Annotated in this window: 18 protein-coding genes and 1 rRNA gene; 4 read left to right on the top strand and 15 right to left on the bottom strand. The window is 39.6% G+C overall.

Annotation, left to right across the window (positions count from 1 at the left end; all coding sequences use genetic code 11):
- The first annotated feature begins 127 nt into the window (after window positions 1-127).
- Window positions 128-239, top strand: a 5S ribosomal RNA gene (gene rrf, locus LY11_RS22960).
- Window positions 240-517: 278 nt separating this feature from the next.
- Window positions 518-1,498: an acyl-ACP desaturase gene (locus LY11_RS22955; RefSeq protein ID WP_111635956.1), complete on the top strand. Its 981-nt coding sequence runs from the start codon at window positions 518-520 to the stop codon at window positions 1,496-1,498.
- Between the two features lie 116 nt (window positions 1,499-1,614).
- Here LY11_RS22955 and LY11_RS22950 read toward each other — a convergent pair whose 3' ends face one another.
- The 11 genes from LY11_RS22950 to pyrR form a co-directional block, all read right to left on the bottom strand.
- The gene (locus tag LY11_RS22950; protein WP_111635955.1) at window positions 1,615-5,007 is read right to left on the bottom strand and encodes a methylmalonyl-CoA mutase family protein; all 3,393 of its coding nucleotides are present in this window, start codon (window positions 5,005-5,007) and stop codon (window positions 1,615-1,617) included.
- A gap of 191 nt (window positions 5,008-5,198) precedes the next feature.
- Complete coding sequence (gene pafA / locus LY11_RS22945) at window positions 5,199-6,857, bottom strand: alkaline phosphatase PafA (RefSeq protein ID WP_111635954.1); 1,659 nt, start codon at window positions 6,855-6,857, stop codon at window positions 5,199-5,201.
- A 50-nt stretch (window positions 6,858-6,907) separates the two neighbouring features.
- Window positions 6,908-8,194 (bottom strand): bifunctional folylpolyglutamate synthase/dihydrofolate synthase, encoded by a 1,287-nt coding sequence (locus tag LY11_RS22940; RefSeq protein WP_111635953.1) that lies wholly within the window; start codon window positions 8,192-8,194, stop codon window positions 6,908-6,910.
- Between the two features lie 45 nt (window positions 8,195-8,239).
- The gene (locus LY11_RS22935; RefSeq protein ID WP_111635952.1) at window positions 8,240-9,061 is read right to left on the bottom strand and encodes an energy transducer TonB; all 822 of its coding nucleotides are present in this window, start codon (window positions 9,059-9,061) and stop codon (window positions 8,240-8,242) included.
- A complete protein-coding gene (locus tag LY11_RS22930) occupies window positions 9,061-9,462 on the bottom strand; it encodes an ExbD/TolR family protein (RefSeq protein ID WP_068402964.1) in 402 nt (133 codons plus the stop codon). The genes LY11_RS22935 and LY11_RS22930 overlap by 1 nt, the downstream gene beginning before the upstream one ends.
- Complete coding sequence (locus LY11_RS22925; protein ID WP_111635951.1) at window positions 9,462-10,172, bottom strand: MotA/TolQ/ExbB proton channel family protein; 711 nt, start codon at window positions 10,170-10,172, stop codon at window positions 9,462-9,464. The genes LY11_RS22930 and LY11_RS22925 overlap by 1 nt, the downstream gene beginning before the upstream one ends.
- 2 nt (window positions 10,173-10,174) lie before the next feature.
- The gene (locus LY11_RS22920) at window positions 10,175-11,770 is read right to left on the bottom strand and encodes a hypothetical protein (RefSeq protein WP_146610903.1); all 1,596 of its coding nucleotides are present in this window, start codon (window positions 11,768-11,770) and stop codon (window positions 10,175-10,177) included.
- A 74-nt stretch (window positions 11,771-11,844) separates the two neighbouring features.
- Window positions 11,845-13,623 carry a TonB-dependent receptor gene (locus tag LY11_RS22915; RefSeq protein ID WP_111635949.1) on the bottom strand — a complete coding sequence of 593 codons (1,779 nt, stop codon included), beginning with the start codon at window positions 13,621-13,623 and terminating at the stop codon, window positions 11,845-11,847.
- An 11-nt stretch (window positions 13,624-13,634) separates the two neighbouring features.
- Window positions 13,635-16,655 (bottom strand): tetratricopeptide repeat protein, encoded by a 3,021-nt coding sequence (locus LY11_RS22910; protein WP_111635948.1) that lies wholly within the window; start codon window positions 16,653-16,655, stop codon window positions 13,635-13,637.
- Window positions 16,656-16,867: 212 nt separating this feature from the next.
- The gene (locus LY11_RS22905) at window positions 16,868-17,800 is read right to left on the bottom strand and encodes an aspartate carbamoyltransferase catalytic subunit (protein WP_111635947.1); all 933 of its coding nucleotides are present in this window, start codon (window positions 17,798-17,800) and stop codon (window positions 16,868-16,870) included.
- Window positions 17,801-17,803: 3 nt separating this feature from the next.
- The gene (gene pyrR, locus LY11_RS22900; RefSeq protein ID WP_068402950.1) at window positions 17,804-18,352 is read right to left on the bottom strand and encodes a bifunctional pyr operon transcriptional regulator/uracil phosphoribosyltransferase PyrR; all 549 of its coding nucleotides are present in this window, start codon (window positions 18,350-18,352) and stop codon (window positions 17,804-17,806) included.
- Window positions 18,353-18,676: 324 nt separating this feature from the next.
- Here pyrR and LY11_RS22895 point away from each other — a divergent pair, with 324 nt between their 5' ends.
- Window positions 18,677-19,072 carry a thiol-disulfide oxidoreductase DCC family protein gene (locus LY11_RS22895; protein ID WP_111635946.1) on the top strand — a complete coding sequence of 132 codons (396 nt, stop codon included), beginning with the start codon at window positions 18,677-18,679 and terminating at the stop codon, window positions 19,070-19,072.
- Between the two features lie 104 nt (window positions 19,073-19,176).
- On the opposite strand, the gene rpsA is transcribed toward LY11_RS22895, so the two are convergent.
- Together rpsA and cmk are read right to left on the bottom strand one after the other, a co-directional pair.
- Entirely contained in the window at window positions 19,177-21,111 is a 1,935-nt protein-coding gene (gene rpsA, locus LY11_RS22890) for a 30S ribosomal protein S1 (RefSeq protein WP_111635945.1), read from the bottom strand.
- Between the two features lie 159 nt (window positions 21,112-21,270).
- Complete coding sequence (gene cmk, locus LY11_RS22885; protein ID WP_211321638.1) at window positions 21,271-21,957, bottom strand: (d)CMP kinase; 687 nt, start codon at window positions 21,955-21,957, stop codon at window positions 21,271-21,273.
- A gap of 70 nt (window positions 21,958-22,027) precedes the next feature.
- Between cmk and LY11_RS22880 the strand changes: the two genes are divergently transcribed.
- On the top strand, window positions 22,028-22,450 hold the full coding sequence (locus LY11_RS22880) for a peptide chain release factor-like protein (RefSeq protein WP_111635958.1): 423 nt from the start codon (window positions 22,028-22,030) through the stop codon (window positions 22,448-22,450).
- Between the two features lie 38 nt (window positions 22,451-22,488).
- On the opposite strand, the gene LY11_RS22875 is transcribed toward LY11_RS22880, so the two are convergent.
- Both LY11_RS22875 and lon read right to left on the bottom strand, forming a co-directional pair.
- Window positions 22,489-23,442 (bottom strand): lipid A deacylase LpxR family protein, encoded by a 954-nt coding sequence (locus LY11_RS22875; RefSeq protein WP_111635943.1) that lies wholly within the window; start codon window positions 23,440-23,442, stop codon window positions 22,489-22,491.
- Window positions 23,443-23,514: 72 nt separating this feature from the next.
- Window positions 23,515-25,989 carry an endopeptidase La gene (gene lon, locus LY11_RS22870; protein ID WP_111635942.1) on the bottom strand — a complete coding sequence of 825 codons (2,475 nt, stop codon included), beginning with the start codon at window positions 25,987-25,989 and terminating at the stop codon, window positions 23,515-23,517.
- Window positions 25,990-26,084 lie beyond the last annotated feature (95 nt).

Here is a 26,084-nt window from a genome sequence, read left to right as displayed (position 1 = left end):
TTTGATGAACTGTGTTCCACTGGACAGGCAGCAATGCTGGCAGTAACAAGAGCAGGGATACAAACAATTACAATATCAATCGAGCAAACGCTGTCAAAAGCGAATAACAAAAGCTGGATAAAGACATTTAGGTGCCTATATCGGTGGTGTCCACCTCTTCCCATTCCGAACAGAGAAGTTAAGCCCACCAGAGCCGATGGTACTGCGGTAACACGTGGGAGAGTAGGTCGGTGCCAAATCTTAAAGAAAGCCTGTAGGAAACTACAGGCTTTTCTTGTTTACAGGCATTATTTTTTAAAAAAAAGGCAATCCTAACTCCCTGACCGTGTAGATATTCCAGTAAAATCTGCAACAATTTGACCCTTTCATACGTTGTATAAACAGATCCATTAAATTCTTTAATAATTTGCCGCTAAACCTGAACATTTTTTAAGCTTAATCTGCTATTAAGTGCTGTCAGAAAGGCATTATGAAATAATTTTGGTTATCTTTGGTGTTAAACTAAAACACACATATAATGAGTTTTTTTGCTGAAAAAAGACGGGAAGTAATGCTTCACATTGAGCAGTATATGCTTGATATGATGGATACTTACCTGAAACCGATTGATACAAATTGGCAGCCAACTGATTTTTTGCCTGTTTCTACCAGTGATACTTTTATTCAAGATATAAAATCCCTTCGCGAAACTGCAAATGACCTTTCATACGATCTGGTTGCCGTGCTAATTGGCGATACTATTACAGAAGAAGCGTTACCAACATACGAATCATGGTTATCTATGGTTGATGGTATTTCAAGAAATGAACAAGGAGGTTGGATGAAATGGGTACGCCACTGGACTGCTGAAGAAAACAGGCATGGAGATTTGTTAAATAGATACCTTTATTTATCAGGTCGTGTTGATATGCGCCAAATGGAAATCTCTACGCAATATCTTATTGCCGACGGTTTTGACATTGGTACTGGCCATGATCCTTACCGTAACTTCATTTATACAAGTTTCCAGGAGCTTGCAACTAATGTATCTCACCGTAGAGTAGCTTCTTTAGCTAAAAAAGACGGAGATCCTTTACTTTCTAAAATCTGTGGTGTAATTGCCTCTGATGAAGCAAGACATGCTAAAGCTTACAAGGATTTTATGTCTAAGATTTTTGAAGTAGATCCTAATGAAGCTATGATTGCTTTTGAAGATATGATGCGTATGAAGATTGTTATGCCTGCTCACTTTTTAAGAGAAATGGGGATGAAAATGGGGCAAACATTCGGTCACTTTACTGATGCTGCACAACGCTTAGGTGTATATACAGCAGTTGATTATGTAGAGATCATGCAACAACTTATCGTAGAGTGGAAGATAGAAAGTATGCAGGATCTGAATGAGGCTGGTGAAAAAGCCCGTGATTATATCATGGCTCTGCCAAGCCGCTTATTACGTGTTGCAGAAAGAATGAAAACTCCTACAATGGAATATAAATTCAGCTGGATACACGCTTAATACAACATAAATAGAAAAGAACAACTCTGATACTAACCATAGAAGAACGTCTTATAACAAGAAAGGCCCGGATAATTTATCCGGGCCTTTCTTGTTATACAGTGCGGTGCATAAAGTTACATATTCCTTCTGTACTGTCCGCCTACCTCATATAAGGCATTGGAAATCTGCCCAAGAGAACAGATTTTACAAGCTTCCATTAAAGCTTCAAAGGTATTTCCTCCGGTAATAGCTATTTTCTGCAATTCCTTTAATGCCGCTACTGTATGGTCAGCGTTTCTTTTCTGGAATTCATCCAAAGCAGCAATCTGAAATTGTTTCTCTTCTTCTGTTGCACGGATAATTTCGCCGGGAACTACTGTTGGTGAACCATTCTTATTTAAAAATGTATTTACGCCTACAATCGGATACTCTCCGTTATGTTTCAGGGTTTCATAATACAAGCTTTCTTCCTGTATTTTACCACGCTGGTACATCGTTTCCATTGCACCTAAAACACCACCGCGGTCATTGATTCTCTTAAATTCAGCCAATACGGCTTCCTCTACCAGATCTGTTAAGTCTTCGATGATAAAAGCACCCTGTAATGGATTTTCATTTTTGGCTAATCCCAATTCTCTGTTGATAATCAGCTGAATCGCCATGGCCCTTCTTACTGAATCTTCCGTTGGTGTGGTAATAGCCTCATCATAAGCGTTGGTATGCAGTGAATTACAGTTGTCATAGATCGCATATAAGGCCTGCAGGGTAGTCCTGATGTCATTGAAATCAATTTCCTGTGCATGTAAGGATCTGCCTGAAGTCTGAATATGATATTTAAGCTTCTGTGAACGGTCATTTCCTTTATACTTGTTCTTGATCGCTTTTGCCCAGATACGTCTGGCTACACGGCCTATTACCGCATATTCAGGATCTATTCCGTTAGAGAAGAAGAAAGATAAGTTAGGTGCAAAATCATCAATGTGCATGCCTCTGCTCAGGTAGTATTCTACAAAAGTAAATCCATTACTTAAGGTAAAAGCCAGTTGTGAAATTGGATTCGCACCCGCTTCAGCAATATGATAACCTGATATGGAAACAGAATAGAAGTTTCTTACTTTTTCATCAATGAAATACTTCTGAATATCACCCATCATTCTCAGTGCAAACTCTGTAGAGAAGATACAGGTATTTTGTGCCTGGTCTTCTTTAAGAATATCTGCCTGTACTGTACCACGAACAGTACTGATGGCATAGGCACGAATTTTAGCATAAACATCAGCTGGTAAAACCTGGTCGCCGGTTACGCCCAGCAGTAATAAACCAAGTCCGTTATTACCTTCTGGTAAAGCGCCACTGTAAACTGGTTTTTTAGTTTTCTTTTCCTTATAGAGCTGAGCTATCTTCTCTTTAACCTCATCTAAAAGCTCGTGTTCAATAATGTATTTCTCACATTGCTGATCAATAGCCACATTCATAAAAAAGCCTAATAACATAGGAGCAGGGCCGTTGATTGTCATGGAAACTGAAGTGGAAGAAGCACACAGATCGAAACCTGAATATAATTTCTTCGCATCATCCAGTGTCGCAATACTCACACCTGAATTCCCTATTTTACCATAAATATCTGGTCTGATATGCGGATCTTCACCATATAGGGTTACCGAGTCAAATGCAGTCGATAAACGGTGTGCAGGCTGTCCCATGGATACATAATGGAAACGCTTGTTGGTTCTTTCCGGCCCGCCTTCTCCGGCAAACATTCTTGTTGGATCTTCTCCGTCACGTTTCAGTGGAAATACGCCTGCTGCATAAGGGAATTCGCCCGGTACATTTTCTGTCAATAACCAGCGCAGGATGTCTCCCCAGTCTTTATATCTTGGCAGCGAAACTTTTGGTATTTTAAGCTGTGATAAAGATTCATAGAATAAAGGTTGTTTAATTTCCTTATCCCTGACTTTATAAACAAAGTACTCTTCTTTATATTTTTGAATTGTTTCTGGCCATTCTCGCAATAATCTGCGGCATTGTCCATCTAATTGTTCTTCTAAGTGATTATAGATGTCCTTCAGAGACGTTTTTAAGGAAACTGCAGCTTCCACACTCTTTGCAGACTTTTCGTCTTCACAAAGCTCCAGTACGCCACTTAGCTGATAAAGTTTTCTGGCGATACCACTTTGAAGGTCAACCCATTCATTGTAAGCCTGGCTTGATTCTGCAATTTCGGCAAGGTATCTGGAACGGTCTGGTGGAATGATATAGATTTTCTCCGACTGACCTGCTGTCATCAGCATCCTTGCTTTGAAATCTGTTCCTGTGCGTTCTTTGATCTTCGCCATCAGCGCAGTAAACAGGTTATTCATTCCAGGATCATTGAATTGAGAAGCCATTGTACCAAATACCGGAATGGTATCATCTTTGGCATCAAACAGGTTATGATTTCTTTTGTATTGTTTGCGGACATCGCGTAAAGCATCTAAGGCTCCGCGTTTATCAAACTTATTGATCGCTACTAAATCAGCAAAATCAAGCATGTCGATTTTCTCCAGTTGTGTTGCCGCACCAAATTCCGGGGTCATTACATATAGGGAAACGTCGCAATGCTCTGTAATTTCTGTATCTGACTGACCAATACCTGAGGTTTCGACAATAATCATATCATAACCGGCAGCTTTACAGATGTCGATACTTTCCTGCACATTGACAGACAAAGCTAAATTCGCTTGTCTTGTAGCCAGCGAACGCATATAAATTCTTGGATTATTAATCGCATTCATCCTGATCCGGTCACCTAACAATGCGCCGCCTGTTTTTCTCTTTGAAGGGTCAACAGAGATAATTGCCAGTGTTTTGTCCTTGACTTCCATCAGGAAACGCCTCACCAGTTCATCTACCAGCGAAGACTTTCCGGAACCACCTGTACCGGTAATCCCCAAAACCGGAGCCTGACTTTTACTGGTCAGTACTTTCAGTTCATTCACGAATGCTTGTGCACCTGCAGGATCATTTTCTGCAACTGTAATTGCAGAAGCAATACTTCTGACCTCTTTTCGGGGGATCATTTCCAGTTCATTCGTAATTGATCTGGTCGTGATAAAATCAGTTTGCTCCAGCATGTTATTGATCATGCCCTGTAAGCCCATGGTCCGGCCATCATCAGGAGAGTAAATCCGGGTAATCCCGTAAGCTTGTAATTCGGCAATTTCAACCGGTAAAATTACACCACCACCACCTGCAAATATTTTGATTTTTGTAGCTCCTTTTTCCTGAAGCAGGTCATACATGTATTTGAAATATTCAAGGTGTCCGCCCTGGTAGGAGGTCATGGCTATACCTTGTACATCTTCCTGAATCGCACAATTGACAACTTCCTCTACAGATCTGTTGTGACCGAGGTGAATAACTTCCGCTCCTGAAGATTGCAGAATACGGCGCATGATATTTATAGTGGCATCGTGTCCGTCGAAAAGGGCCGCTGCTGTTACAAAACGAATTTTATTTTTGGGTACGTAGCTCTTAATTGGTTCCATTGAAGAAATTATATTTGGTCAGTAAAGTTAATAAAAACTATATAGCAAGTTTGATTATTGAAAGTCAAAATAATATATAACTACTGATTGCGTAATTTTTAAAAAACATAAGGCATAAAAAAAGACAAACCCTGTCTGGACTTACACAATTTTTTCAAATTATGAGTACGGAGAGCGTTTGTCTTGTTATTTTATTGGTGCGTAAGCTCTGTAATAGGTTCCCCTACACAGCCGCTCGGCATTTGAATATGAAGCATTGCTGCTATAGTAGCTGCAATATCTGTCATGTGATGTGTTTGATTGGTTTTACCGGGCTTAACATTCCATCCCATAAAAACAAGCGGAATATGGGCATCGTATGGATTCCAGGCTCCATGTGTAGTTCCTGTTTTTCCACCATCAAACCAGTTTGGTTGTAAAATGAAATAAATATCTCCGCTGCGACGGGCATTGTATCCGTTGGTAATCATTTGTTTTTGTATAGCGGTCAATGTACTTTCCGAAATACGGGCTAAATCTACTGCATCAGCAAACCCTTCCTGTGTTCTTAAGTATTCAATTGAAGCAGATTTCATCGCTGTGAAATCAACCTGCTTGAAATCCGGGTTGTCATGGTTAAAGATAATCTGATTGTTCATCGCTAACAACACAGGTTTTTTAATCTTAAATCTGCTTTCCAGATAGGTGTTCAGGCTGGCTACAATAGCTTTATTGTCTACCACGCCACCAGGAAGTTTATTCTCTTTCATAAATCCGGGAACGTGTGCTGCGCCGTGATCTGCCGAAAGGAATAAAAGATAATTTCCTTTGCCTACAGTTTTATCCAGGTAATTGAAGAAGTCTTCCAAATCTTTGTCTAATCGCAGGTAAGTATCTTCTGCTTCGATTGAATTAGGACCGTACTGGTGACCGATGTAATCAGTCGAAGAGCAGCTTACCGCTAAGAAATCTGTAATGTTATCCTGACCCAGCTCTTCTGCTTTGATGGCTACTTTTGCAAGGTCAAGTGTAATTGTATTTCCGTAAGGAGTACTTCTGATCATGTCATAGTTTTTCCCTGCATAAAGTTTTAAAGGGTGTGGGAAAGTTGGTGTTGCTTCTCCTCTGGTTTTGCCTTCGTAGTCTTTATTATCGGCTGTGCTTTGTGTATAGCTTTCAATAGGATAAAGCGTATTCCAGTTCTGCTCATAATATTTATTGGCCATTTTCAGCTTATTATAATCTTGTACCCAGGCTGGAAGCTGAGACATATAATAAGTACTGGTAATCCAGTCGCCGGTTTGTCCGTCGTACCAGTAAGCACCGTTTGGCGTATGGCCAGCTGGCAGGATTGATCCGCGGTCTTTTAAAGAGATACCGATTACTTTACCTTTGAAGTTTGTAGCCAGGCGCAGTTCATCTGTAATAGTACTGCTTAGTAAATTTTTAGGCGACATCATCCCTGCCCTGGTAGTTGAGCCTACAGAAACTACAGTTGTATCTTCTGTACAGTAAACGTTCCTTCTCAATTGCGGATCATACCAGTCATTACCAACAATTCCGGTAATTGCGGGTACAGAACCTGTATAGATACTGGAGTGTCCAACGGCTGTATAAGTAGGGGTATAAGGGATAAATGTGTTTTCAGCTGAAAATCCGTCATTGATCAGACGTTTGAAACCTCCGTTTGAATATCTGTCATAGTAACGGTAAAGGTAATCCCAGCGCATTTGATCGACAACTAATCCGATCACGAGTTTAGGTCGGTCAATGGTTGCAGGATAAGTTCCCGCGCTCTTTGTTTTTTTTTGTGCTAAAGTCACTGTGCACAAACAACAAAGTGCAGTGAATAACAGGTACGTTTTCTTCATCAGGTATATCTATTACATTATTTAGTAAGGTTATGAAGCTTGAATAAGCTTTAAAGAACTTCCGCTACTACGAATGTACTTCCGCCAACAAAAATCAGATCATCGGTTTCAGCATTCGCTTTAGCTGCATTCAAAGCTAACGTTACCGTTTCGAAAACAGGGCCTTGTAACATAAATTTTGCCGCTTGTTCTGCTAATTCATGTGCGGGCATGGCGCGTTCCAGATCGGGCTGACAGAAGTAGTATTTTGCATTTACAGGCAGCATTTCCAATACACTGGTCACATCTTTATCGCCCAGCATCCCGATTACGATATGTAGGTTGTGATATTCGGTGGCATGGATGTTTTCCAGTACTTCCTGTATACCTGCAATATTATGCCCGGTATCACAAATTACTAATGGGTTTTCCTGAATGGTCTGCCATCTGCCTTGTAAACCAGTAATTTCAACGGTATGGGCCAGACCGTTGTATACGGCTTCATCAGAAATATCAAAGCCATGCTGATTTAAAGTTAATACGGATTGTATGACTGTTAATACGTTCTTTAGCTGATAGAATCCGCTCAGATCCAGTACAAGATCTTTAAACAGGCAGGTGTCTTTTTTGTACACTGATGTTTTTAGCAGTCTGCCTTCGCGTTTGGTATCCTGAACACGGAGTCCTGTATTGGCAAAAATCAGCTCACTTACTGTTTCTTTAGCTTCATCTATAAATACCTGTGCAATTTCTTCTTGTCTTTCTCCAATCACAGCGGGTACGCCCGGTTTGATAATCCCTGCTTTCTGACCAGCAATTTCAAACAGTGTGTTGCCTAATAAATTGGTGTGGTCGAAGCTGATATTCGTAATGACAGATAACTCGGGATGAATGATATTCGTCGAATCTTTTCTACCGCCCAGGCCAACTTCAACAATAGCCACGTCTACTTTTTCTGCTTCGAAGTAAGCGAATGCCATCGCAACAGTTACCTCGAAAAAAGAAGGGCTGATAGATTCAATCAGGTCTTTTTCCTGTGCGGTAAAATCAGTGACGAAACTTTCAGTAATCATTTCGCCGTTTACCCTGATCCTTTCTCTGAAGTCTTTTAAATGGGGGGAGGTATATAAGCCGGTTTTATAACCAGCTTTCTGCAAAATAGCAGCCAGCATATGGGAGGTCGAACCTTTCCCATTTGTACCGCCGACATGTATGGTCTTAAATTTATCCTGAGGGTTTCCCAGGTTTTCACACATCACAATCGTGTTGTGTAAATCCTTTTTCATTGCTGCTGCACCGATACGCGTAAACATTGGAAGTCTGCTGTACAGGTAGTCCAGGGTTTCTAAATAAGTCATTGAAATGATTTGCTAAGCGTACAAAAGTATCAAAGAAACCGGATTTTATTTCACTTTAAAATTAAAAACTACCACGCCTACCTGAAGGTCGGGTGCTGATTCAGATTGATTGAGCCGTGCACCCATTACGGCTGCTTTACATTTGGCCCAAAGGTCTAAATCCTGCAGGGTTGTTCCTCTCACACCGGGAGTGGCATCAACAACTATTCCTTGTTTATTAATGCTGATCCTCACTGCTATTTTACCTGTTTTTTGTCCGTTATCCTGTGGGGTAACGAGGTTGGTAAAGCGTCTTAAAGCAATCGGTGTACCTCCAAAACCAGAGCCACCTTCTCCATAGTTATTGGCAAGCGGATCTCCGTTTACTGATCCCTGATTACCAGGTGTTGTGCCGGTTCCGTCTCCTTGTCCATTCCCTTTATTGGCTTTACCTTTATAAAGTGCATTTTGATTCACTGCAGGTTTGGCTGGTTTGTCAACAACCTTAGTCGCGACAGCAGGCGTAGAAGGTTTAGTGTTTTTCTTGGTACTGATACTTACTGCTTCTTCATTGTCTTGTGTAGTGATTTCCTTATCTGTACTTTCTACTGATTTGACAGGCGTAACCACTTTTTCCGGAACTACTTTGTCAGGAAGCTGCTTGTTCGCATCCGGGTCAGCAGATGGTTCTTCGATACTGGTATAATCTGTACCCATCCCCTCTACAGAAGTACCATAATTAACTACCATTCCACCCATACCTGCTTCTTCAACAGGTTTGAAAGTCCCGATAGCAATAAAAAAGCTTAATATCAATAAACCAGCCATAATCGCGGTGGATATTGCTACGGCTTTAGGATAGTTATTTTCTTCTTTATGGTAAGTCATTATTTTTTTGGTTCTACAGCTAATACAACTTTCAGTTTCAACTGATTGGCTACATCAAACACTGCCATAGTATTCTCGATAGATACTCCTCTGGCAACATACAATACAATTGTCAGATCCGGAGACGCTTTTTGATAAGTTTCAATACTTGCTTTCATCTGATCAAGGGTAACAGGCTGTTTCTCTACAAAATAAGTCAGATTATCATTGATAGAGACAGTGACTGTTTTTTGAGCGGCAGATTGTTGTCCGGATTCAGAACGTGGAAGAAGTAGTTTAACGACCTGCGGGTTCACTGCTGCCGAAGCAAGCAGGAAGAACAGCATCAGGAAAAACATGATGTCATTCAGCGCAGAAGTATGTACCTCAACAGTTCCTTTATTTCTTTTGCGTAGATTCATTATTTACCTGGTTCCTCTAATAGATCAATAAATTCTAATGCGTCGGTTTCCATTCTCAGGATGATCCTTTCTACCATTGCATTCAGGATGTGGTATAAAACATAAGCGATAATACCTACGATCAGTCCTGTTGCTGAAGTAATCATTTTAGTATACAAACCACCAGATATGGTTCCGATCTCAATAGCACCTTTTACGGATACATCATGGAAAATTGTAATTACCCCGATAATCGTTCCTACGAAACCAAGCATCGGCGCTATACCAGCAATAATACCTAAGATACTGATGTTCTTCTCTAATTTAGAGACTTCCAGTTTTCCTACATTTTCAATTGCAGCTTCAATATCCTTGATCGGACGACCGATACGTCTAAGCCCTTTTTCCAGCATACGTCCCAAAGGAGAGTTCGTATTTCTGCATAAAGCGATCGCATTTTCCAACCGGCCTTCATGGATATATTGTTTAATCTGAAGCATCAGGTTCGATTCTGTTTTAGAAGATTTTCTGATAGTCAGATAACGTTCAACGAAGATTATCAAACCGGCAAAAGCAAGAAATGCAAGCGGAAGCATAACCCAGCCACCCTTCATCAGTAAATCAAAGAAGTGAAGTTCCTGAGGTACAGCAGCTACAGCCTGGTTTGCGGCGTTGGCGGTATCTGTTAAATGGTGTACTGTATCTGTAGCAACCTGTAGCAAAGTGATCATATTTATTGTTTGTTTTTATAAATGTATATTCCGGGTATCTTTAGTTTTTTTGATAGTTTCTCCAGTTCAAGCTTGGCTGATTCCTCATCTTTTAACGTTGCAATACTCATCTTTAGTCTTTTTCCCGACATATTGGTGACAACTTTCGCAGTAATACCGCTTCTTTTCATCAGCTCAATAAACCTGTCGGCTTCTTTCTGATCGTGCATGGAAGCGCCTATAATTTCATAAACTACAGCGGTATCACGTGCCGGGGCTACTGCTTTTTTCAGTACTGAGTCTTTCTTTGAAGTGACTGCAGCAGCGGCAGGTGTTGTATTTTTAAGGGTATCAACAGGAGTGGGCACAGCCTCAGATTTATATCTTTCCTGTATTGGTCTTTTAACTGGTTCTTCAGTTTTTGGAGTTGCAAAAGGACTGTTTGCTAATATTCCACTAAACCATTCTGGTTTAACCATATAAGCGACAATCATCATGATCACCAAAATTAGCAGGCCAAGGATAATTTTTAAATATAATGGGGTTGTTTTAGCTTTTTCTTCCTCTTGTTCAGGGATGTAAACTTCTTCGTTCTTATTGTAAAACGGAGCTGGCTCTGGTGTTTTGACATTGTCTTTGATATTCCAGATTACTTCTTCCTGTTCAGTGATCGTAGTTTTTTCAACCGGAGATTTAGAACGGTAGAAGTTTAAGGCTTCAATTTCTGCACGAAGTTGTTTTTCATCTTTACGTGGCGGAACCGGACTGTCAGGAATAAAGTTCTCGTGATCAGGAACAACAGTTTCGATGGCTGGTTCTTGTAAAGAAGTAACCGGAGGTACTGTTTCCTCTACAGGAACGGCTACAGGTGCTTCTTCCTCAGGAGCTGGTGCTTCTTCCACAGCTACTGGTACTTCTTCCACAGGAATTTCAACTTCCTGAGCAGGAGCTGTTGCTTCTTCTTCCGGCGATGCTGGTTCTTCAACAGGATCAACCGTTTCTTCTGCAGGAACAACTACTGGTGCTGCTGCAACAACGGGCTCTTCAAGTGATTCTTCCTCTTCAGGAGTTTCTATCTGATCGGGAACAACAGGAGTTTCAAAAGGTAAAACTTCTTCTTCAGCCGGAGTCTCAGCTGATATTGTTTCTTCCGTATTGGGTTGGTTTTCTTCGACCGATGGGGTTTCAGGCATGATCTCTTCAGCTGAAGGTTCCTGCTCTGCTTTTACAACTGGCAAACCATAAAAATCGAAACCGTAATTCAGTTTCTCAGCTGGTTCAAAGTGTACTTCATCATCAGCTTTATATAATTTTCCAAGTTCACCAAAGCCGGCTTCCTGCTGATCATTTAACTGCTGCAGAATACCAGTGCTGAATTCATCAATAAAGTAGTTGGCAGTATCAATTGATACATTCCTTTTTTTACTGATAAATTCGGCTAATATAATCTCTTCTTTAACTTCAGGCGTAAAGTCAATTACATAACTGGGAGGTACGAATGAATGCGTTTCAGCATCATACCTTCCCGGTAATTTCTTTTTGTAGACAGTTCCCAATCCGGAAACTCCTACAGCTTTACGGGTTTGAATAAGTTCTGAGAGGTAAGATAAGATATCCATTCTGGTAAAAATAAATTTAAATTCCGTATCAACCAATTATAATTGTAATTGCCTGGATAAATCCAGGCAAGCTCTTAGAACGAATAGCTGATTCCGCCAAATACATTCACACCAATTGCCTGGTAGTATAAGTATCTGCTGTATTCTTTATTTAACAGGTTATTCGCTTTAACGAATGCTGAGAATTTGTTGTTGATCTTATAGTTAGCACCAAGTCCAAGGTCTACAAAACCTTTCACATTCACTACTTGTTCGATAGCAGGGTTAGGGATGATGTAAGGAGTAGCTGGAGCAGCAGTATAAATTTTTGCATTAGAGGCATCCTGGATAGCTACAGCAGCAGTAAAACCTAATTTGTCTGTTACATTGTATAAAAGGTCTGAACTTATACGCAATTGAGGTTTGAACCAGCTATATTGTTCTGAAGCTGGTTTGTAATCTTCTACATTGATTTTACCAGTCCATTTTAACTGATCACTCACCTGTACAGAAACTTCACCTTCTAAACCTAATAACTTCATCGTTCCGAAATCATAGATCACATCAAATTTATTGAAGTCAGTAAAGTTGTTGACAAAAAGCGGCATGTCAGTAATTTCCTTACGGTATACTCTTGCTTTGTAACCAAAACCAGGGCCTCCAGTACCTTTAATACCTGCACTGAAACTTAACTTTTCAATAGAGTTTTTAATGGCGATATTGCTATTCAGGAATGGGTTTTCATCCGAGAATTCTTTCATAGAATTTCTGTTCACGTCTCCTTTAATCTCTCCAAAGATCTGAAGGTAATCAGGAATAATAGTGAAATCTGCAGTTACAGCAGGGAAGATTCTTGATTTAGATACCGTACCAAATTCCTGAACAAAGTTAATTCCTGCAGTGATCTTAATCCCATTAGCCTGTAAACGGATATATGGATTTAAACGTAATAAATTATTGGTTACACTTGTAGATACGTCCTTCGTATTTCCAAACTCTCCTGAAGCAGCCAGACCGAAGTTGAAACTGCTGATTCTTTTATTTAAATAACCGTTAATCACAACCGAGTTTTCACTGGCAGATAACTGGTCACCCCAGATATAACCATTTATTTTAGCGGCATAACTTAACGCATCTTCATCTTCACTGTGCTTGTTGACAACTTCAGCTTCAGCTTCAATAAAGTTGAAAGACTGTTTTCCAGGATTTGGATTTCTTAATGGATTACTATCGTCGTAACCGTAGAAATAAAGACCTTTTCTTTCGTAATTAATACGACCGCTGAATATCGCCTGCTCACCGATGCTGCGTCCGAAAACACTTAATTGCTGCTGGTTGAATTTCTGTCCGTTTAATTTTCCCGACTGACTAAAGTGTCTGAAAAAACCACCTGCCTGAAAGTCTTCAGAACGTCCCATATTAATATAGGCTTCTCCTAAAACTGTGCTGGCTGAACCGAAAGCCCCTTTTACATAGTTATTGATAATTTCTGTCTGTTTTTCTGCCGCAACCTCTTGTGCATATAACTTATCAATGTCTGAATTAAGTTCCAGCTTTCTATCAGTTAAGCTGTAATTGAAACGTGCTTTATAAGTTTTAACATCGTTCAAATCCGGGCTTCTTCTTAGTTTAACCGCTTCAGCTAAAATTGGCTTATAGGGTCTTACTACTTCAATTTCTTCTGTTACTTGTTTATCGTCATCGTTTTTATCGGCTACCTTTTTATCAGTGACCTTTTTTTCTGCAGCCTTTTTTTCTGCAGTCTTCTTTTCAGTAGGTTTTTTCTCGATCGGTTTTTTATCCTGAGCCTGAATGGTCAGTGTGCCAGCGGTCAGTAAAAAAACAGTAGTATATAATAATTTGTTGAATCTCATGGTGCTTTGTCTTATTTAATTTTTTCTAATTTCTCTTTGGCAGTAGCGACAATTTCATCTTTACCGTCATAGTTATCAATAATACTTAAGAGCGTACTTTTCGCCTGCAGTTTGTCTTTTAATGCGACATAGTTATCTGCCAGCAGGATAAACGCTTTTGCCACCCAATAATCGTAAGAAGGCATGTTATTGACTAAATCAAAACAAGTTTTCTGAGATGTTTTATAGTCATGTTTATTATATTGAATTTGTGCCAAGGTATATTTTGCTTCTGCAGCTGCCAGTGTTTTTGTTTTAGCAACTACGTTAGCAAATGATTTTACAGCCATTGTGGTATCGGCTTTTAACAGGTAAGCTTTACCAGCGTACAGATCTGCACTGTTTACTTCTTCTTCAGAAGCTTTGTCAGATTCTTTAGTCAGCAATACATACTTTAACATATCATCCGGCATATTCAGGGCAGTATAAGCCTGAAGCAGGTTATTGATGGCGAAGGAATAATGCGACTTGTAATCTGCTGATGTTTCCAGTCTTTTCAGATAAACGATAGCCTCGTTGTATTTCTTCTGTGCCAAAAATAATTTAGAAATACTAACCAGTGAACGCTCTGTGTAATCACTGGTCCAGTCATTCAGAATGAATTCGTAATCTGCAATTGCCTCATCCGGACGGTTCAGTTTAACCAGCGATTCTGCTCTGATAAACTTCGCTTCTTTGGAATGTATCGATTTCGGATATTTATCAAAGTAAGCATTCACACTTTCTACAGTTCCCTGTGCGTCACCTTTCAGGTATGTGTTCTTAGCTGCTGAGAAAACGATATTGTCCTGCTCTGCTACCGTGTAATTACCAATAGGCGTAGTGTTGGCATAAGCAATAAAGCCATTGGCATCACCACGGTCCACATAGATGTTTTTGATAGATTCCAAAGCTTGTTTAGCTTCTTCAGTACTCGCGTAATCATTGATTACTTTCTTGAAGGATGCTAATGCTTCTTCATCTTTATCCTGGTTATATTGTACCAGTCCGATGGTAACCAATGCCCTTGGCACATAACTGCTGTTTGGATATTTACTGATTAATGCAGTCAGGTCAGTTTTTGATTTGTCCAGATCACCTTTATTGAAGTAAGTATAGGCAATTTCAAAACCTGCATCATCCGCATAGTTTGAAGAAGGGAATTGTTGTAACAAGCTGCCCATTGTAGCAATCTTGGTATCATCCTGTCCCTGTAGTCCCTGGATCATTCCTCTCTGGAACAAAGCATAATCTTCACCAGTAGATCTGTTGGTGATGATTCTGTTATAGTACGTTAAAGCATTGCCGTAACTTTTGCTCACGAAATAAGAATCCGCTAAACGCATAGTCGCATCAACTACGGTGTTTTTGTCTTTATCATTTCCATTCAGGAAGCGCTCGAAATAAGTAGCCGCTTTTGCATATTTCTCATCTTCGAAGGCTGCATAAGCCAAAGCATAATTTGCAAAGTTGTATACTTTGGTTTTCTCTGCATCAGGCATCGCAAGGAACTTCTCAAATGTTCTGACTGCTTCTCCATACTTGCGTAATTCATACATCGCTTCTGCCATCCAGTAAGTACTCAATGCGTGAATTTCAGCATCATTAGGGATTGCATTGGAACGCTGAAACATCGAAAGTCCGTTCGGGAAAGCACGTTCATTATAGAATTCCAGACCTCTGAAGTATAATACCTTCTGGTAAGCTTCCAGTGCTTCTGGTGATTTATTCTGAATAGGTTCTAAAATATCAATCGCTGCCTGGTAGTTTTTACTGGTCAAAAGAATCTCACCCAATAAAGTTTTAGCATCGTTGATTTTGCGGGAAGAAGGGAATTGCTTTAAGAAGCTCTGTGTAGATTCCAGTGCCTGCTGATTGAAATCAAGTTCATAACTTAATCTTGCATAATTGATCCAGGCATCTTCCTGAGTTACTTTATCAAATTCAAGACGTGATGCCCTGAAGAAAGCGCTTCTTGCTTTTGATTTGTCGCCCAGTTTAATGAAAGCACGTCCTAAAGTGTGCATTCCGCTTTGCAGATACACATCATCCGTAGTTAACTGCTCTAATATACCTACAGATTCTCTGTACATCCCTAATTCAAACAGGGAGTAACCGTACTGATAGATAAAGAGATTGTTTTTAGTTTTAGTATTGCCGCTTTTGGTATAAAAATCACTGAAATACAGTGCTGCATTTTTATAGTCAGATTTCGCAAAATAGGAAGCCGCAATCAAACTCAGCATTTCTGCTTCAAATTGTTGTTTCGTATTTTTTAAGATGGGAACAGCGTAACTGATGACATCATCATAACGCTCATCCAGGTAATACATCGAAGTGATATAATAAGGATAACTTGCTTCGTAAGTTTTAGAACCTTTCAGTTTTTCAAAATTACTCAGGGCTGTTTTATATTCTTTATTCAGGTAATTGATATAAGCGAAATAATAAGTTGCACTTTCCTGGAAAGGACCGTCCACTTTTTTTACTGCTTCAAATAAAGGCTCTGCTTTTTCTGTGTTTTTCAGTTCGAAATAAGAATAAGCTTGTTTGAACTGGTATTCTGTTCTTTGTTTCTGAGAAAGGGTAGAAGGGTCAGTTTTTTCAAACCAGTCCAATGCTTTCTGATAGTTCTTTTGTGCGAAGTAAGATTTACCTACGTGGAAGTAAGCTAATTTAGTATTCGGGTTTAAAGGATAATCTTTAATGAAGGTTTGAAACAGGCTTTCTGCGTCGCGGTTACCCAATTCCAAAGCACAGACAGCGGCATAAAACTTTGCGTTCTCTTTCAGTAAAGAAAGTTCAGCGTTGCTTTCCTGAGCTGTTCCGGGTTTTTGTCTTAGCTGTTCAACCAATCTGAATTGCTGGGCTGCTGCGACATACTTTTCGTTTTGAAGCAATTCAAGGCCCGTCTGATAGTTTTTATTGAGGTTTACTAACGCACTTACCTGCGCATAACCTGCGGTAAGGTTACCAGCTAATAAAAGCGGAATAAAAAAGTATTTTTTCTTCATTGGTGTTTTATTTCTTTAAGCGGTTATGAAACTACCATGGGCTACCACGATTTAAAGCGCGATAAACTCATGATGGTTGCAATGATTTCAAATATGGTTGCTGCTAATATAATTATTGTAACGTGTCTTATTAACATAAGAAGTTAACAAGTGTTGATAACACTGTTTAACGTTAATTCAGCAGGAATGTTATAAAAGAAAGGATCTGAAGACTAATCTCTCTGAGAAGCAAGCAGATAAAGTACAGCCATCCGGATGGCCACTCCATTTTCTACCTGGTCTAAAATGATCGATTGTTTACTGTCAGCGACATCACTTGTAATCTCCACACCCCGGTTAATAGGGCCCGGGTGCATCACAATGATTTCTTTATCCAGGTTGTCCAGAATCTGTTTGTTCAGGCCGTACATCATCGCATATTCTCTTAAAGAAGGGAAGTATTTGATGTCTTGTCTTTCCAGCTGAATACGCAGCATATTGGCCACATCGCACCAGTTCAGTGCTTTGATCAGATCATGTTCAACTTTTACGCCCAGGCTGGCAATATGTTTCGGGATTAAGGTAGTCGGTCCGCAAACCATCACTTCCGCGCCCAGCTTTTGCAGGCACAGGATATTAGAGATCGCAACTCTGGAGTGCAGGATGTCTCCGACAATCACAACTTTCTTACCTCTTACCTCACCTAATTTCTCGCGGATCGAGTAAGCGTCCAGTAATGCCTGTGTAGGGTGCTCATGCGCACCGTCTCCGGCGTTTACAATCTGTGCGTTGATATGTTTGCTCAGAAAAACTCCTGCGCCTGCGTATGGATGTCTCATGACTACCATATCCACTTTCATGGCCAGGATATTGTTTACAGTATCAATCAGGGTTTCTCCTTTGCTCACCGAAGAGGAGGAAGCTGCGAAATTGATCACATCTGCAGAAAGTCTCTTTTCTGCCAGTTCGAAGGATAGTTTGGTTCTTGTTGAGTTCTCGAAGAAGATATTCGCAATGGTAATATCACGCAGTGAAGGGACTTTTTTGATTGTTCTGTTAATCACTCCCTTGAAATTATCTGCAGTCTCAAAAATCAATTCAATATCATTCAGGGTAATATCTTTAATGCCTAAAAGATGTCGTGTTGATAGTTTTTCTGCTGCCATTTCTTATTTATTTCGGTCTGATAATAATATTACTTTGTCTTCTCCTTCTGTTTCTTTCCAGCTCACTTTTACCATCTGGGAATCCAGACTGTCTACCTGCTGCCCGATATAATCAGGTTCAATAGGTACATGTCTTGAAAACCTTCTGTCAATGAGTACCAGTAGTTCCACTTTGGCCGGCCTGCCAAAAGCAAGCAACGCATCCAGTGCAGCCCTGATGGTCCGGCCTGTCCAGAGCACATCATCGATCAGAATGACATTACAGTCTTCAATGATAAAATCTATAGTATTGCTGTTGGCGGAAACAAGCCCGTCCTTTCTTCTGAAGTCGTCTCTGAAGAAAGTGATGTCAAGATTACCTTTTCTGATATTCTTGTTTTTAAGGGTTTCTGAAAGTTCCTGTTTGATTCTGTCTGCGAAGTAACTGCCGCGGGGCTGTATACCAATGAGTACGGTATTAGAAAAATCGTTGTGATTCTCAATTAATTGATGACAAAGTCTCTTAATTGTGATTTGGAATTTTTTACCGTCTAGCAGGGTTCTCTTTTGCATTGACAAATTGATTAGGCAAATATAAAAAATCGGATTGAATTATATACCCGCAATTTTAATTAATTTCAATGAGCTTCGGCGTTTTAATTGTAAAATAATGCTAATTGCCTGATTGCTATGAGGAAATTATTTGCGGATGCCTATTATTTTCATGAGATTATTTCAGAACGTTCTTTTTCTGGATAATTTGAGGTATTTGTTAAAATGAATCGGGAATATAATTTATCTGACTAAGAATTTCGCAATTATTAACGCGAATTTCCGTTACTATTAATTAGAAGCAAGAAAGTGCTTAAACCCCTCGCTAATTCACTAAATTGCACTATGCAGCATGCTATAATATTCTTTGACGGTGTTTGTAATTTATGTGCAGGCTCTGTTAAATTCGTCATCAAGAGAGATAAAAAAGACAGGTTCAGGTTTGCTGCCTTACAGAGCGATATTACACAGCAATACCTCGGACCATTTGGTTTATCCCTCAGTGAGCTCAGCAGTATTATTCTGTTAGAGAATGGGAGGGTTTATCAACGCTCCACAGCTGCGCTGCGTATTGCGAGGCATTTGAGTGGCGGCTGGCCATTGTTATATGTTTTTATACTTGTTCCAGCTTTTATCCGCGACTTCGTTTACAATCAGATCGCAAAGCGCAGGTATTCCATCTGGGGCAGAGAGGAGAGCTGTATGGTGCCTACCGCTGAATTGAAAGCTAAGTTCCTGTAATTTATACCAGGGAACCCTATTCTAAGATTTGACCTCAAAAATTTACCGCATAAAAAAAGAGGGTGCCTTTTGGACACCCTCTTTCTATTATATAAGCCTGAAGATTATTTAGCTTTGTTTTTGCTTTCTTCGCCTTCCATTTGCTCTTTCAATTGTGCAAGAACACCTAGATCACCAAGAGTTGATTTCTCAACTGAATCTTTAACTTTTTTAACTGCATTGCTTGAAGCTTTAGCATCTTTTTTCTTAGTAGCTCTTTCTTCAGCAGCAACTTCAGCTTTAGCCTCTTCCCAGATACGGGCGTGAGAAACAACGATACGTTTAGCATCTTTGTTAAACTCAATGATTTTGAAATCATTAGTTTCTTCAGCTTTGATAGTAGTACCATCTTCTTTAGCCATGTGTTTAGTTGGAACGAATCCTTCTACACCATATGGTAAAGCAATAACAGCGCCTTTATCAGTTACTTTAACAACAGTTCCCTGGTGAATTGAATCTAACGTAAAGATAGTTTCAAAAGTATCCCAAGGGTTTTCTTCTAATTGTTTATGACCTAAGCTTAATTTACGGCTATCAACGTCTAATTCTAAAACAACTACGTCTAATGTATCACCAACTTTAGTGAATTCGTTAGGGTGGTTAACTTTTTTAGACCATGAAAGATCAGAGATATGGATTAATCCATCAATACCTTCTTCAATTTCCACGAATACACCGAAGTTAGTCATGTTTTTAACTACAGCAGTATGTTTGCTTCCGATAGGGTATCTTTCAGCAACATTTTGCCATGGATCTTGCGTTAATTGCTTAATACCTAAGCTCATTTTGCGTTCGTCTCTGTCTAAAGTTAATACTTCAGCTTCGATTTCATCGCTAACTTTCAAGAATTCCTGTGGGCTGCGTAAGTTTTGTGACCAAGACATTTCTGAAACGTGAATTAAACCTTCAACGCCAGGAATGATTTCTAAGAATGCACCGTAATCAGCTACAGTAACGATTTTACCTTTAACTTTAGATCCAACAACAAGGTTAGTATCTAAACTTTCCCATGGGTGTGGAGTTAATTGTTTTAAGCCTAATGCGATACGTTTTTTCTCGTCATCAAAGTCAAGAACAACAACGTTGATTTTCTCATCTAAGCTCAATACTTCTTTTGGATGCTCTATGCGGCCCCAGGAAATATCAGTAATGTGAAGTAAACCGTCAACACCACCTAAATCGATGAATACACCGAAGTCAGTAATGTTTTTAACAGTACCTTCTAATACCTGACCTTTTTCAAGTTTAGATACGATCTCAACTTTTTGACTTTCTAAATCGTCTTCGATTAAGATTTTGTGTGATACGACAACGTTTTTAAATTCGTGGTTGATTTTCACAACTTTGAATTCCATTGTTTTACCTACATAAACATCGTAATCACGGATCGGTTTGATGTCGATCTGAGAACCAGGTAAGAAAGCTTCAACACCCATGATGTCAACGATAAGACCACCTTTAGTACGGCTTTTAACAAATCCGTTGATGATTCTGTCATTGTCAAGGGCTTCGTTGATAGATTCCCAAGATCTCTGAGTTTTAGCTCTTTTACGAGATAAAATCAATTGACCATTTGCGTCTTCCGGAGCTTCAACAAATACATCAACTGTGTCACCGATTTTCAAATCAGGTGTATCACGGAATTCAGAAGTTGATACTAAACCGTCAGATTTAAATCCTACGTTTAATACAACGTCTTTATTGTTGATAGATACAACAATACCGCTGATAATTTCACCCTGGTTGATTTGATTGAAAGTATCGGTATACATGTCTTCAAACTTTTTACGGTCTTCGTCAGAGTATTTTCCGAAAGCTTTATCGTCTGCATCCCAGTCAAAATCCTGATCTGGTGTTGCTAGTGATGATTTGATCTGTTCGATCGACAATGAATCTGCTTCAGATTCAATGGTTTCTTTTTCAGTCAGACGAGCGTCTGCACCTTGTAATTCGGCTTTTTTAGCCTCTAATTCTTTTTCTGCTACTTGTTTTTTTGCCATTAATCATTTAATCTCCTTTTCCCTTTAGGGATTGCAAAGATAGAAATTAATATTTTTAAAGAAAGAATTTTTTAATAAATGTTGTTGATTTTGAACAGTTTGCCTTGTTTAATATGTATTTTGAATGACAATCGGGCATTAATTCCCCGGATTCCGCTTTCAGGCCAGTTGCGGAATGTATGGGGTAACTTTATTTAATGCGAATTCAAGCTGTTCTGCCGGGGTGATTTCCGTATTGTCCAGAATAATAGCATCTTCAGCACGGATGAGCGGACTTTCTTTTCTTGTCGTATCCGCATAATCACGGTGTGCAAGATTCTCAAAAACATCTTCCAGAGACGTTGTTGTATCACCTTTACTTTGTAATTCTTTGAATCTTCTTTCTGCTCTGACTTTAGGATCTGCTGTCATGAAAAGTTTAACCTGTGCATCAGGAAATACTGTTGTCCCTATATCACGTCCATCCATCACGATGTTTTTAGACTTGCCCATGCGCTGCTGCTGCTTCACCATTTCCTTACGGACCTGTTTCAGTGCTGAGATTTCACTGACAGTTTCAGAAACCGGCATTTGCCTGATTTCCTCCGAAACTTCTTCGCCATTTAAAGTAATGTGCGATTCATAATCTCTGGAATGGAAGTTCAGTTCAATGTGCTGAAGGGCATCAACAACTGCTGCTTCATCATTCACATTGGTATGATTGCGTATAAAATATAAAGTTACCGCTCTGTACATTGCACCACTATCAATATAGATAAAACCAAATGTTTTAGCCAGTGCTTTTGCCAGCGTACTTTTACCGCATGAAGAATAACCATCAATGGCCACAACTACATTTTTTCTCATATGGATGCAAATATACTGTTTTGAGGGTTTTTTAAAATACTATTACAGAAAAAGAATTATTTTTGCGCTTATGTATAAAGATAAAAAAGAACTCGTTAAATCGCTCACCTTTAAAACTTCCAGGAGTGGAGGCAAGGGCGGGCAGAATGTTAACAAGGTTTCCAGTAAGGTAGAGGTAATTCTTCATGTGGAGTCTGCGGAATTTTTCACTGCCGCAGAGAAGCTATTGCTTGCAGAACGCCTTGCTAACCGGATTGACACGGAAGGTAATCTGCATGTAGTGTCTCAGGAAGACAGAAGCCAGCTGGTGAATAAAGAGCAAAGCATTATCAAATTGATGACGCTGTTGAAAACCGGTCTTCATGTAGATAAGAAAAGGAAACCGACACACACGCCGAAAAGTGTAATCCTGAGAAGGAAAAGTGACAAGAAATCAATTGCTGTGAAAAAAGAGAACAGAAAAAAGCCAGGTATGGATGCCTGGCTCAATTAGTTTATAATACGTTCGGTGAAGGTTAAATAATACTTGTACTACCTGAACCTGTAAGACACCGTAACTGATCCCCACTGATGTGCTCTGGCCACACTTTTAACTTCCTTCGTTTTAAAGATCACACCAAAATCTGCAGTGAAACGATCCACACTGTAATCTATTCCCAATTGCTGTGCAAATACAACAGGTTTCTGACCAAAAGTTACCGGGCTGTTGTTGTTAAACATACTTCCTTCGATAGTCGCATCATAAGCCACCACATTTAACTGGGGTTTAGCATAGAAAAACATTTCTCTTTTAACCAGTGATTTTGTTTTGGCATTGTTGCCGATAGCTGCATGTGTATAAGCAGAATTAAAGAGCTGGTTCAGGTTACCTGTTCTGAATAGTAATCCTGCACCTGCACCACTAAAAGTTGTTCCCAGGTTTGCATAACCCTCAAAAGATAATTCAACTGCATTTCCTGCGGTACGTGTCAGTAGTTTCGTATACTGTGCAGAAAGGTTAATAGCCAGCTCGTTTTTAATCTGGTAATCCCATCCGCCAACGTCATAGAAGCCGAATGTTTTATGTAATAATTTCTGACCGGCTTCACCCAGAGAATTCTTCCCGGTTGTTCCGATCTGTGCGCTTGCAGTGATGATGCTTTCGTCGCTATAAAACCAGTTCATGGTTCCGCCAACATATAAGTATCCTGCAAAAGGACGATCTTGTGTAGCGGGATCGGGTGCATATCCGGAATAAGGATTAAACATCATTTGTCCAACACTGATTTCATAGGTTTTCTTTTCCAGTCCGGCTTTTAACTTTGACTGGTCTGTGGCGTGACGGAAGTATAGAAACAATCCGTTCGTATAATAACGGTCGGAGCCTTGCCCCAGGTAAGAATCGTTATCACTTTTGAAACCAACCTCATTTTTAAAAGATTGTGAATAAGCAAAGGAAGAGCAGAACAATAAAATGAATAGGATTGAATATCCGGTGTACTTCATGTGGATTATAAAAAAATAAAGCCCCGGTTATTCCGGAGCTTTAAATATAAGAGTTAAAATTTATCTGCGCAATTAGTTTGCAACTACTGGTTTGACTTTGATGGTCAGGTCCTGAGGATCTTTAACCTGATCTTTCATCAGTGCCAGTTCAATGACTTCCTTCATTTCTGTTACGTAATGGAAATTAAGATCCTTGATGTAACTTTCTTTAATTTCCAGAATATCTTTGCGGTTAGACTTACATAAGATAATGTCTTTGATATTTGCTCTTTTCGCTGCAAGAATCTTTTCTTTAATTCCACCAACTGGTAATACTTTACCACGAAGGGTAATTTCACCGGTCATCGCTAAATTAGATTTCACTTTACGTTGTGTAAATGCAGAAGTCAAAGCAGTCAGCATGGTAATACCTGCCGAAGGACCATCTTTAGGGGTCGCACCCGCCGGAACGTGTACATGAATATCCCAAAGATCAAACAACTGGTTGTCTATGCCAAACACAGAAGCGTGTGCCCTGAGGTAAGCAAGTGCAATAACAGCCGATTCTTTCATGACATCACCTAAGTTACCAGTCAAAGTTAATTTTCCTTTTCCAGGGCTAAGGCTTGCTTCTATAAACAGAATGTCCCCACCAACTTGTGTCCAGGCCAGTCCGGTAACTACACCAGCAACTTCATTCCCTTCGTATAAGTCTTTGTCGTAGATAGGCGCACCTAAAATGCGTTCCACATCTTCCAGGCTTAAGGCCGGATCATAAGTTTCTTCCATCGCAATTTTAGTTGCTACGCCACGAACCAGTGAACCAATCTTTTTCTCTAATCCACGAACACCTGATTCACGGGTATAGTCTTCGATTACCTTTTCAATCAGACTTGGTTTTAAAACAATATCTTTTGTTTTAATGCCGTGCTGTTCTTTTTGTTTTGGTAAAAGATATTTTTTAGCAATCTCTATTTTTTCTTCAATCGTATAGCCATTCACCTCAATGATTTCCATACGGTCCAGTAAGGCAGGCTGAATATTACTTAGTGAATTAGCTGTAGCGATAAACAATACATTGGACAAATCGTAATCAGTTTCAACATAGTGATCATTGAAAGCACTGTTTTGTTCAGGATCTAATACTTCAAGCAGGGCAGAAGATGGATCTCCTCTGAAGTCAGAACCTACTTTGTCAATTTCATCCAATACAAATACCGGATTAGCAGCACCTGCTTTTTTGATAGACTGAATAATACGGCCTGGCATCGCACCAATATAAGTTTTTCTGTGTCCGCGGATTTCAGCTTCATCCCTGATACCACCTAATGCCATACGGACATATTTACGGTTCAGCGCTTTCGCGATTGATTTACCCAGTGAAGTTTTACCAACTCCCGGAGGGCCTACCAAACAGATAATTGGTGCTTTCATATCACGTTTCAGCTTTAGAACAGCTAAATATTCGATAATACGCTGTTTTACTTTCTCCAGTCCGAAGTGATCTTTATCTAATACTCTTTGTGCACGTTTAAGATCGAAATTATCTTTAGTGAAATCATTCCATGGTAAATCAAGCAATAATTCAAGATAGTTGATCTGTACAGAATAATCCGGGGCAGCAGGATTCATTCTTCCCAGCTTTTCCAGTTCTTTACCAAAATGATCTTTGACCTGTACTGACCATTTTTTCTTCTTCGCACGGACTTCAAGGGCTTCATATTCCAGATCTGAAGAGTTTCCTCCCAATTCTTCCTGAATTGTTTTCAGCTGCTGGTTTAAGAAGTAGTCTCTTTGTTGTTTATCTAAATCAACACGTACTTTAGATTGGATCTGGTTTTTCAATTCCAGCATCTGCAGTTCGAGTGTCAATAATTCCATCACCATTAAAGCCCTTGCCCGGAGATTGTCCATTTCAAGCATTTTCTGCTTGTCTTTGACATCTGCATTCATATTAGAAGATATGAAATTGATCAGGAACGAAGTGCTTTCAATATTCTTCAGCGCCATTGCGGCTTCACTCGGAATATTTGGAGACAGCTGAATGATCTGTGAAGACATTTCCCTGATAGAAGCTACCAGTGCTTTAAATTCTTTATCTTTTTTATGCTTTGCCTCATTAAATTTACTGATAGTAACTTTAATATAGGGCTCGGACTGTACCTCTTCAATTAATCGGAAGCGTTGTTTTCCCTGGATGATGACAGTTGTATTCCCGTCAGGCATTTGCAGCATTTTAATAATATGTGCTACAGTACCGACTTTATTTAACTGCTCAAAGGTTGGATCTTCAATGGATACATCAAGCTGGGAAACCACACCAATAATTTTGTCACCTTTATAGGCTTCTTTTATCAGTTTTATAGACTTGTCTCTTCCAACGGTAATTGGGATGACAACTCCAGGAAATAATACCGTATTTCTCAATGGAAGTATGGCAAGTATCTCAGGGGTTTCTTCGTTATTCATCTCATCTTCATCCTGTTGGGACATCAAAGGGAAAAATTCCGTATCTTCATTTATGATGGGTAGTGCATTGCCAAAATCAAACTGATCTTTTATACTCATTAATAGGCCTTTCTAGAATAAAAAAACGACAATGTGACAGTCTGCCGCTTATAAAAATTATAATTATATATTGGTGGGTATAATTTCAACTCCTG

Origin of the sequence: Pedobacter cryoconitis (assembly GCF_003259615.1) — a bacterium.
Lineage (GTDB): Bacteria > Bacteroidota > Bacteroidia > Sphingobacteriales > Sphingobacteriaceae > Pedobacter > Pedobacter cryoconitis.
This window is presented reverse-complemented; position numbering and strand designations above follow the sequence as displayed.

Coding starts and splice junctions, on each gene's coding strand:
- LY11_RS22895 (WP_111635946.1), top strand. CDS start 18,677: ATGCAGCATGCTATAATATTCTTTGACGGTGTTTGTAATTTATGTGCA.
- LY11_RS22935 (WP_111635952.1), bottom strand. CDS start 9,061: ATGACTTACCATAAAGAAGAAAATAACTATCCTAAAGCCGTAGCAATA.
- pafA (WP_111635954.1), bottom strand. CDS start 6,857: ATGAAGAAAACGTACCTGTTATTCACTGCACTTTGTTGTTTGTGCACA.
- LY11_RS22910 (WP_111635948.1), bottom strand. CDS start 16,655: ATGAAGAAAAAATACTTTTTTATTCCGCTTTTATTAGCTGGTAACCTT.
- LY11_RS22875 (WP_111635943.1), bottom strand. CDS start 23,442: ATGAAGTACACCGGATATTCAATCCTATTCATTTTATTGTTCTGCTCT.
- pyrR (WP_068402950.1), bottom strand. CDS start 18,352: ATGCAAAAGAGAACCCTGCTAGACGGTAAAAAATTCCAAATCACAATT.
- LY11_RS22880 (WP_111635958.1), top strand. CDS start 22,028: ATGTATAAAGATAAAAAAGAACTCGTTAAATCGCTCACCTTTAAAACT.
- cmk (WP_211321638.1), bottom strand. CDS start 21,957: ATGAGAAAAAATGTAGTTGTGGCCATTGATGGTTATTCTTCATGCGGT.
- LY11_RS22925 (WP_111635951.1), bottom strand. CDS start 10,172: ATGATCACTTTGCTACAGGTTGCTACAGATACAGTACACCATTTAACA.
- LY11_RS22955 (WP_111635956.1), top strand. CDS start 518: ATGAGTTTTTTTGCTGAAAAAAGACGGGAAGTAATGCTTCACATTGAG.
- LY11_RS22920 (WP_146610903.1), bottom strand. CDS start 11,770: ATGGATATCTTATCTTACCTCTCAGAACTTATTCAAACCCGTAAAGCT.
- LY11_RS22905 (WP_111635947.1), bottom strand. CDS start 17,800: ATGGCAGCAGAAAAACTATCAACACGACATCTTTTAGGCATTAAAGAT.
- lon (WP_111635942.1), bottom strand. CDS start 25,989: ATGAGTATAAAAGATCAGTTTGATTTTGGCAATGCACTACCCATCATA.
- LY11_RS22950 (WP_111635955.1), bottom strand. CDS start 5,007: ATGGAACCAATTAAGAGCTACGTACCCAAAAATAAAATTCGTTTTGTA.
- rpsA (WP_111635945.1), bottom strand. CDS start 21,111: ATGGCAAAAAAACAAGTAGCAGAAAAAGAATTAGAGGCTAAAAAAGCC.
- LY11_RS22940 (WP_111635953.1), bottom strand. CDS start 8,194: ATGACTTATTTAGAAACCCTGGACTACCTGTACAGCAGACTTCCAATG.
- LY11_RS22930 (WP_068402964.1), bottom strand. CDS start 9,462: ATGAATCTACGCAAAAGAAATAAAGGAACTGTTGAGGTACATACTTCT.
- LY11_RS22915 (WP_111635949.1), bottom strand. CDS start 13,623: ATGAGATTCAACAAATTATTATATACTACTGTTTTTTTACTGACCGCT.